This is a genomic window from Streptomyces sp. ATLC9 (assembly GCF_057196705.1).
Genome location: NZ_JBXUOY010000035.1, coordinates 21,313 through 29,087 on the forward strand (window position 1 = coordinate 21,313; position 7,775 = coordinate 29,087).

Annotated in this window: 7 protein-coding genes; all 7 read right to left on the bottom strand. The window is 72.5% G+C overall.

Annotated features, from left to right (window positions below; genetic code table 11):
* Window positions 1-3: 3 nt before the first annotated feature.
* Entirely contained in the window at window positions 4-849 is an 846-nt protein-coding gene (locus AC2CJA_RS06390; RefSeq protein WP_484601677.1) for a shikimate dehydrogenase, read from the bottom strand.
* The gene (gene mltG, locus AC2CJA_RS06395; RefSeq protein WP_484601678.1) at window positions 846-2,636 is read right to left on the bottom strand and encodes an endolytic transglycosylase MltG; all 1,791 of its coding nucleotides are present in this window, start codon (window positions 2,634-2,636) and stop codon (window positions 846-848) included. The genes AC2CJA_RS06390 and mltG overlap by 4 nt, the downstream gene beginning before the upstream one ends.
* Window positions 2,637-2,763: 127 nt before the next feature.
* The gene (gene ruvX / locus AC2CJA_RS06400) at window positions 2,764-3,231 is read right to left on the bottom strand and encodes a Holliday junction resolvase RuvX (protein WP_484601679.1); all 468 of its coding nucleotides are present in this window, start codon (window positions 3,229-3,231) and stop codon (window positions 2,764-2,766) included.
* Window positions 3,231-5,894, bottom strand: a complete 2,664-nt coding sequence (gene alaS, locus AC2CJA_RS06405) for an alanine--tRNA ligase (RefSeq protein WP_484601680.1) — start codon at window positions 5,892-5,894, stop codon at window positions 3,231-3,233. Before alaS ends, ruvX begins: the two co-directional genes overlap by 1 nt.
* A complete protein-coding gene (locus AC2CJA_RS06410) occupies window positions 5,894-6,235 on the bottom strand; it encodes a DUF6167 family protein (RefSeq protein WP_484601681.1) in 342 nt (113 codons plus the stop codon). The genes alaS and AC2CJA_RS06410 overlap by 1 nt, the downstream gene beginning before the upstream one ends.
* A gap of 7 nt (window positions 6,236-6,242) precedes the next feature.
* On the bottom strand, window positions 6,243-6,680 hold the full coding sequence (locus tag AC2CJA_RS06415) for a DUF948 domain-containing protein (RefSeq protein ID WP_484601682.1): 438 nt from the start codon (window positions 6,678-6,680) through the stop codon (window positions 6,243-6,245).
* Window positions 6,681-6,987: 307 nt separating this feature from the next.
* Complete coding sequence (gene rpsD / locus AC2CJA_RS06420; RefSeq protein ID WP_245793732.1) at window positions 6,988-7,599, bottom strand: 30S ribosomal protein S4; 612 nt, start codon at window positions 7,597-7,599, stop codon at window positions 6,988-6,990.
* Window positions 7,600-7,775: the final 176 nt, after the last annotated feature.

The window sequence follows — 7,775 nt, forward strand, 5'->3', positions numbered from 1 at the left end:
GCGTCAGGCCGTACGCGCCGCCAGCGCGGCCTCGCCCGCCGCGCGCATCGCGGCCAGCGGGGCCGGGGAGCGGCCGGTCATCATCTCGACCTGGAGGACCGCCTGGTGCACCAGGAGGTCGAGGCCGCCGAGGACCTGCCCGCCGACAGCGGACCAGACCGCGGCCAGCGGGGTCGGCCAGGGCTCGTAGAGGACGTCGAAGAGGGTGCCGGGCCGCTCGGGCACGGCCGCCGCCAGGGCGTCGGTGGCGCCCGCCGGGGTGGTGGCGATCACCAGCGGCGCGGTCAGCGCCCGCGGCGCGTCCGCCCAGCCGGCGGTCTTCACCGCCACGCCCAGCCGCTCGCCCCAGCCGCGCATCTCCTCGGCCCGCTCCCGGCTGCGGACGTACGCGGTGACCTCTCCGGTGCAGATCCGGGCGAGCGCCGCGAGCGCGGAGGAGGCCGTGGCTCCGGCGCCCAGCACCGCGGCGTGCGGGACGCTGCCCAGGCCGCGTTCGCGCAGCGCGGCGATCATGCCGGGGACGTCGGTGTTCTCGCCGAGACGGCGGCCGTCCGCGGCGAAGACCACGGTGTTGACGGCCCCGACCGAGGCCGCGGTGTCGCCGATCCCGTCCAGCAGGGGGATGACGGCCCGCTTGAGCGGCATGGTCAGCGACAGCCCGGCCCAGTCCTCGCCGCTCGCGGAGAGTTTCTCCAGGAACGGCGCGATGCCGTCCTCGTCCACCTCGAAGCGGTCGTATGACCAGCCGGTCAGCCCCATCTCCCGGTAGGCGGCCCGGTGGAGCACCGGGGAGAGGGAGTGGGCGATGGGTGCTCCCAGGACCGCCGCCCGCCTTCCGGCCGGACTCACTGGCCCTCCCCGTTCTTCTCCTGTTCCGCGTTGAACTTCTCCACGTGCCGGCTGTGCTCCTCGTAGGTGTCGGAGAACACCGTGTTGTCCTCCGTGATCGACACGAAGTAGTACCAGCCCCCCTCGGCCGGCTCCACCGCCGCGTGCAGCGCCTCGGCACCCGGGCTGTTGATCGGACCGGGCGGCAGGCCCTTCTTGGCGTAGGTGTTGTAGGGGTGGTCGAACTTGGCCATCGCACTGGGCGAGGGCACGTCCAGCGTGTACTGGTTCTTGGCGAAATTGTAGGTGGAGTCGAACTGCAGGTAGCCGTTGGTCTCGGTGTTGTCCGGCTTCAGCCGGTTGTAGACCACGCGGGAGACCTTCACGAAATCGTGCTTGTACTTGCCCTCCGCCTGCACCAGGCTGGCGACGGTGAGCACCTGGAGCGACGACTCCAGGCCGAGCCGCTCCGCGTGGCCCTCGAGGTCCGCCTTCTCGAACTCCCGGTCGGCCCGCTCCACCATCTTCCTGAGCAGGTCCTCGGGCTCGGTCTTGTCGCCCACGGTGTACTTGGCCGGGAAGAGGAAGCCCTCGGGGTTGTCCTCCGCCCACTCGGGCAGACCGAGGTCCGCCTTCCCGGCGGCCTTCTCCGTGGTGCCCTCCGCCAGTCCGAGCTTCTCGTCGATCAGCGCGTAGACCTCCGCGGCCCGCTTGCCCTCGGCGATGATCAGGGCGTTCTGGCTGGAGGGGTCGAGCATCATCTCGATGGCCGCGGCCGAGGACATCTCCTTGCGGAGCATGTAGACGCCGGACTGGATGGTCTTCGCCCTGGGGTTGGCGTTGGACGCCTCGATGAATCCCTGCCGGCTCTTGACCACACCGGCCTTCTCCAGGATGGCGCCCATCTGCGCCAGGCTGCTTCCCTCGGGAATCTCCACCTGGGTGTCGCCCTCGCCCTGGCCGGAGAAGTCGGGCGCGGCGGCGAAGTGGCTCTGGTAGAGGTCGTAGGCGAAATAGCCTGCCGTGCCGACGCCGCCGACCAGGACGAGCGCGACGGTCAGGCAGGCGATGCCGTTCCTGCCGCCCCGGCCCTTGCCCTTGTTCCTGCGGCCCGACCGGCCGCCGTCCTCGTCACCGCCGTCCTCGTCGCCGCCGTCGTCCGAGAAGAAGGCGTGCTCGCCCTGGTCCGGACCCGGGTCCCAGCCGGTCTCCTCGTCGGGCCCGGGGCCGGGGTCCGGCTCCTCGCGGCGCCGTCCCCGCGGGGAGCGCGGGGGCTGCTGTCCGTACTCCTCCTGGTGACCGTGCTGGTACTGCCCGTGCTGCTCGGGGTGCTCCGAGTGGGCTTCCTGGGCTCCGGGGCGACCGGTGTGGTCCCCGTACTGCTGCTGGTGACCGTACGGGTCGTCCCGGTGCTGCCCCTGGTGCTGTCCGTAGGGGTCCCCGTGCTGCTGCCCGCCGTACGGATCGCCGTACTGCTGCTGGTGACCGTACGGGTCGTCCCGGTGCTGCCCCTGATGCTGTCCGTAGGGGTCCCCGTGCTGCTGCCCGCCGTACGGGTCGCCGTACTGCTGCTGTCCGCCCTGGGTGTCCCAGTCCTGCTGCTCCTGCTGTCCGTAGCCGTACTGCTGCTGACCCTGGTGCTGCTGGTGAGGGTGGTACTGCTGCTGTCCGCCGTAGGTGTCCCAGTCGCCGTGCTGGGCCCCCTGCTGGGGTCCGTGGTGGGCTCCGCCGTTCCACCCCTGGTCCCCGTAGAGCGGGTCGTCGGGGTGCCACGGTTCGGAGCCGGTGCCCCGGCCATACTCAGTCATCGATCCCCTAGAGCCGTCGGACGGCAGCCGGTTGCGGTACGCGCGGACGCCGCTGCCCGAACAGCCGTCTCCGGCGTACGGCTTGGTGTTCGAACGGCGCCGTCCGGAACGGAACGCTACCGTACCGCTATCGGGCGGCCGTCTCGACGCACTCCCCCGGGGCCCGGCCGGACACCCGCTCGGTCTCCAGGGCACTCTGCAGGATCACCACGGCCGCGGCCTGGTCGATCCGGCCGCGCCCCTTCTTCGACGAGACGCCCGAGGCGCGCATGCCCCGGGCCGCGGCGACGGTGCTCATCCGCTCGTCCACCAGGCGTACCACCACCGGGGCGACGGCCCGGGCCAGCTCCCGGGCGAAGGCCCGCACCCGGGCCGCGGCCGGGCCCTCGCGCCCGTTGAGGGAGCGGGGGAGTCCGACCACGACCTCCAGCGGCTCGTACTCCGCGACGAGCTCGGCCAGCCGGCGGCGGGCGGCCGGGACGTCTCGCCCCGGCACGGTCTCCACCGGCGTGGCCAGAAGCCCGTCGGGGTCGCAGGAGGCGACCCCGATCCGGGCGTCCCCGACGTCGACGGCAAGCCGCCTGCCGCGCCGCATCAGGCGGCCGCCACCAGACGCTCGACGGCGGTGACGGCCTCGTCGACCGCCTGGGGGTCCTGGCCGCCGCCCTGGGCGAGGTCCGGCTTGCCTCCGCCTCCGCCGCCGAGGGCCTTGGCGGCGGCGCGGACGAGGTCGCCGGCCCTCAGGCCGCGGTCGCGGGCGGCGTCGTTGGTGGCGATGACGGTCAGCGGACGGCCGTTCGCCACCGAGAACAGGGCGACCACGGCCGGACGCCCGCCCTGGAGGCGGCCGCGCACGTCGAGGACGAGCTTGCGCAGGTCGTCGGCGGTCGTGCCGTCGGGGACCCGGGCCCCGACGAAGGCGGTCCCGTCGATGTCGCGGGCGGAGGAGGCCAGGCCCGCGGCGGCGGCCAGGACCTTCTCGGCGCGGAAGCGCTCGATCTCCTTCTCGGCGTCCTTGAGCTTGGCGAGCATCCCGGAGATCTTCTCCGGCAGCTCCTCGGGACGGCCCTTGAGCAGATCGGTGAGCTGGGAGACCACGGTGTGTTCACGGGCGAGGAAGTTGTAGGCGTCCACACCGACCAGGGCCTCCACACGGCGCACGCCGGAGCCGATGGAGGACTCGCCCAGCAGCTTCACCAGACCGAGCTGGGCGGTGTTGTGGACATGGGTTCCGCCGCACAGCTCCTTGGAGAAGTCGCCGATGGTCACCACGCGCACCCGGTCGCCGTACTTCTCGCCGAACTCCGCGATGGCGCCCTGCTTCCTGGCCTCCTCCATGCTCATCACCTCGGCCAGGACATCGAGTTCACGGGCGAGGACCTCGTTGATCCTCTGCTCGACGTCGGTGAGGACGGTGCCGGGCACGGCGGTCGGCGAGCCGAAGTCGAAGCGGAAGCGGCCCGGGGCGTTCTCAGAGCCGGCCTGGGCGGCCGTGGGGCCGAGCGCGTCGCGCAGCGCCTGGTGGGTGAGGTGTGTGGCACTGTGGGCGCGGGCGATGGCCCGGCGGCGCGTGACGTCGATGGCGGCGTAGGCCGGGGCGCCGACGGTGACCTCGCCGACCTGGACGGTGCCCTTGTGCACGGTGACGCCGGGCACCGGCTGCTGGACGTCGCGGACCTCGATGACGGCGCCGGAGCCCAGGCGGATGCGGCCGGTGTCGGGCTGCTGCCCGCCGCCCTCGGCGTAGAACGGGGTGCGGTCGAGTACGACCTCCACGTCGTCGCCCTCGGAGGCGGCCGGCGAGGGCAGGCCGTTCACCAGCAGTCCGACCACGGAGGTCTCGCCCTCGGTGTCGGTGTAGCCGGTGAAGACGGTGGCCCCGGCGGTGTCGGCGACCTCGCGGTAGGAGCTGAGGTCGGCGTGGCCGGTCTTCTTGGCCCTGGCGTCGGCCTTGGCTCGCTCCCGCTGCTCCTTCATCAGGCGGCGGAAGCCCTCCTCGTCCACGGACAGGCCCTGCTCGGCGGCCATCTCCAGGGTGAGGTCGATGGGGAAGCCCCAGGTGTCGTGGAGCAGGAAGGCCTTCTCGCCGGGCAGGACGGCTCCGCCGGCGGCCCTGGTCTCGGTGACGGCGGTGTCGAGGATGTTGGTGCCGGCCTTGAGGGTCTTCAGGAAGGCGGCCTCCTCGGCGAGCGCGACGGTCTCGATGCGCTGCCGGTCGGTGATCAGCTCGGGGTACTGCTGTCCCATCGCGCCGATCACGGTGTCGACCAGCTCGCCGACGACCGGCTTGCCGGCGCCCAGGATGCGCATGTTGCGGATGGCGCGGCGCATGATGCGGCGCAGCACGTAACCGCGCCCCTCGTTGCCGGGGGTGACGCCGTCACCGATGAGCATCACGGAGGTGCGCATGTGGTCGGCGACCACGCGCAGGGAGACGTCGGTGTCCTCGGCGGCCCCGTAGCGCACCCCGGTCAGCTCGCCGGCCTTGTCGATGACCGCGCGCAGGGTGTCGGTCTCGTACATGTTGTGCACGCCCTGCAGGATCATCGCCAGGCGCTCCAGACCGAGGCCGGTGTCGATGTTCTTGCTGGGCAGCTCACCGAGGATCGGGTAGTCCTTGCCCTGGCCCGGCCCGCGCTCGTACTGCATGAAGACCAGGTTCCAGATCTCCACGTAGCGCTCGTCGTTGACGGCCGGGCCGCCCTCGGCGCCGAACTCCGGGCCGCGGTCGTAGTTGATCTCGGAGCAGGGGCCGCAGGGACCGGGCACGCCCATGTCCCAGTAGTTCTCCTTCTTGCCCAGGCGCTGGATCCGCTCGGCGGGGACGCCGACGATGTCGCGCCAGACGCGCTCGGCCTCGTCGTCCTCCTCGTAGACGGTGATCCACAGCCTCTCCGGGTCCAGCCCGTAGCCGCCCTTGTCCTGGGGAGTGGTGAGCAGCTCCCAGGCGAGCTCGGCGGCGCCCTTCTTGAAGTAGTCGCCGAAGGAGAAGTTGCCGCACATCTGGAAGAAGGTGCCGTGCCGGGTGGTCTTGCCGACCTCTTCGATGTCCGGGGTGCGCACACACTTCTGCACGCTGACGGCGCGCTCGTACGGCGGAGTGGCCTCACCCAGGAAGTACGGCTTGAAGGGCACCATGCCCGCGGGGACCAGCAGCAGCGTCGGGTCGTCCGCGATCAGCGACGCCGACGGCACGACGGTGTGCCCCCGCTCCTCGAAGAAGCGCAGCCAGCGGCGGCGGATTTCAGCCGACTCCATCAGTGGTCCTCATTCCGGTCGTACGGGTGGGTGGCTCCGAGGGCGGGGCGGTGCGGGGCCCGCCCGGCGATCCCCCGGCGGTCTTCTGCCTGGCCCGCGGCCCCGGGGGCGGTGGAGGCCGTCAGTCCCAGTGCGTCGTTCAACTCGATCTCCCGCTGCGCCATTCCGGCGCGGACGTCGAGTGCGAAGTCCTTCAGCCGGTGCCCGGCCGCCACGGCCTGGTCCGCCGCTCGTACGGCGAGGCTGTCGGGCGCGAGACTGCGCAGCTTGCGGTTGACCTTGGTGGTGGCCCAGACGCCGGTGGCGGCGCCGGCACCGAACCAGAAGGCGCGGCGGAACACGGTGGGATCAGTCCTTTCCGTCGCGGCGCCGGTCGGCCCCCCGGCGCGCGGCCGGCACGGACCGGCCCACGACGACGGGGCGCTTCGGCCGCGGCGGGTCGCTCTTGCGGCCGAGGGCTCGGCGCACTCCGTACCCGAACGCGGCCACCTTCACCAGTGGGCCGCCGAAGGCGGTCGAGACGGTGGAGGAGAGCGCCGAGGCGTTGGCGGTGACCTCCTGGACGTCGGAGGCGATGGCGTCCACCCGGCTGAGCTGGCTCTGCGCCGACCGGACGGTCTCGGACGCCTCGGTGAGGAGGGGGACCGCACGCTCGGTCACGTCCGTCACCAGTCCGGTCGCCGCCTTGAGCGTCTGCGCGAGCCTCACCAGCACCACGGCGAGGAACGACACCAGGATCGCCCAGAAGACGGCCACCAGGAGGCCGGCCACCTCTCCACCGGACACGCTGCACCGCTTCCCTCGGGTCGTATGGGGTCGGCCGCCGCGTCCTGCGGTTCGTGGGGGTACCTGCCCACCGATCTCACGGGTGCGACGGCGGATACCGACCTTATCGCGCCGCGGGCCGTCGCCCGTACCGCATTCCCTCCGGCCCGGCGGGCGGGGCGGCGTCCGCGCCCGCTCCCGCGCGCCGCGCCGGGGCACGCCGCGGGCCCCCTGCCGCGCGATGCGCCAGGAGGGCCGGGGACCGGGAGGCCCGGGTGTCCGTGCCGCCGGGACCGGGCGGTACGGGCGGTACGGGCACGCCGGAGGATCAGCGGGCGTAGTACTCGACGACGAGCTGCTCGTCGCAGACGACCGGGATCTCCTTGCGGTTCGGGTCGCGGTCCAGGCGGAAGGCCAGCGCCTGGAGGTTGACCTGGAGGTATCGCGGGGTCTCGCCGTCGGGCGCGTAACCGCCCTCGCGCGCCACCAGGAAGGGATGCTTGGCGCGGCTGCGCTCGCGGACGGAGACCACGTCGTCCGGACGGACGCGGAAGGAGGGCTTGTCGACCTTGCGGCCGTTGACCTCGATGTGGCCGTGCACGACCATCTGGCGGGCCTGGTAGACGGTGCGGGCGATGCCCGAGCGCAGGACGAGCGCGTCCAGGCGGCGCTCCAGCTCGACGACCAGGGCCTCACCCGTCTTGCCCTCGGCCTTGCGGGCGCGGTCGTAGGCGCGGACCATCTGGCGCTCGCTGATGTCGTACTGGGCGCGCAGCCGCTGCTTCTCCAGCAGCCGGACCTTGTAGTCGCTGTTCTGCTTGCGGCCCCGGCCGTGCTCGCCCGGCGGGTACGGCCGCTGCTCGAAGTACTTCACGGCCTTCGGGGTCAGCGCGATGCCGAGCGCACGCGACTTCTTGACCTTGGGACGCGACTGGTTCACGTTGAACGGACCTCCGTGTAATTTAGGTGAGCCTAACCTTAGCGGAGGAGAACGCATGTTTCGACCTGGGAGCCCCCTGCCCGGCACCGGTTCCGCACGCGGCGGGGGGCCCCGGGGGCGGGGGGGGGGGGGCCCCCGGGGGGGGGGGCGGGGGGGGGGGGGGGGGCGGGGCGCGG

Bases quoted from the DNA above. Each gene is read 5' to 3' on its own strand.
- mltG (WP_484601678.1), bottom strand. From the start codon at position 2,636: ATGACTGAGTATGGCCGGGGCACCGGCTCCGAACCGTGGCACCCCGAC.
- ruvX (WP_484601679.1), bottom strand. From the start codon at position 3,231: ATGCGGCGCGGCAGGCGGCTTGCCGTCGACGTCGGGGACGCCCGGATC.
- alaS (WP_484601680.1), bottom strand. From the start codon at position 5,894: ATGGAGTCGGCTGAAATCCGCCGCCGCTGGCTGCGCTTCTTCGAGGAG.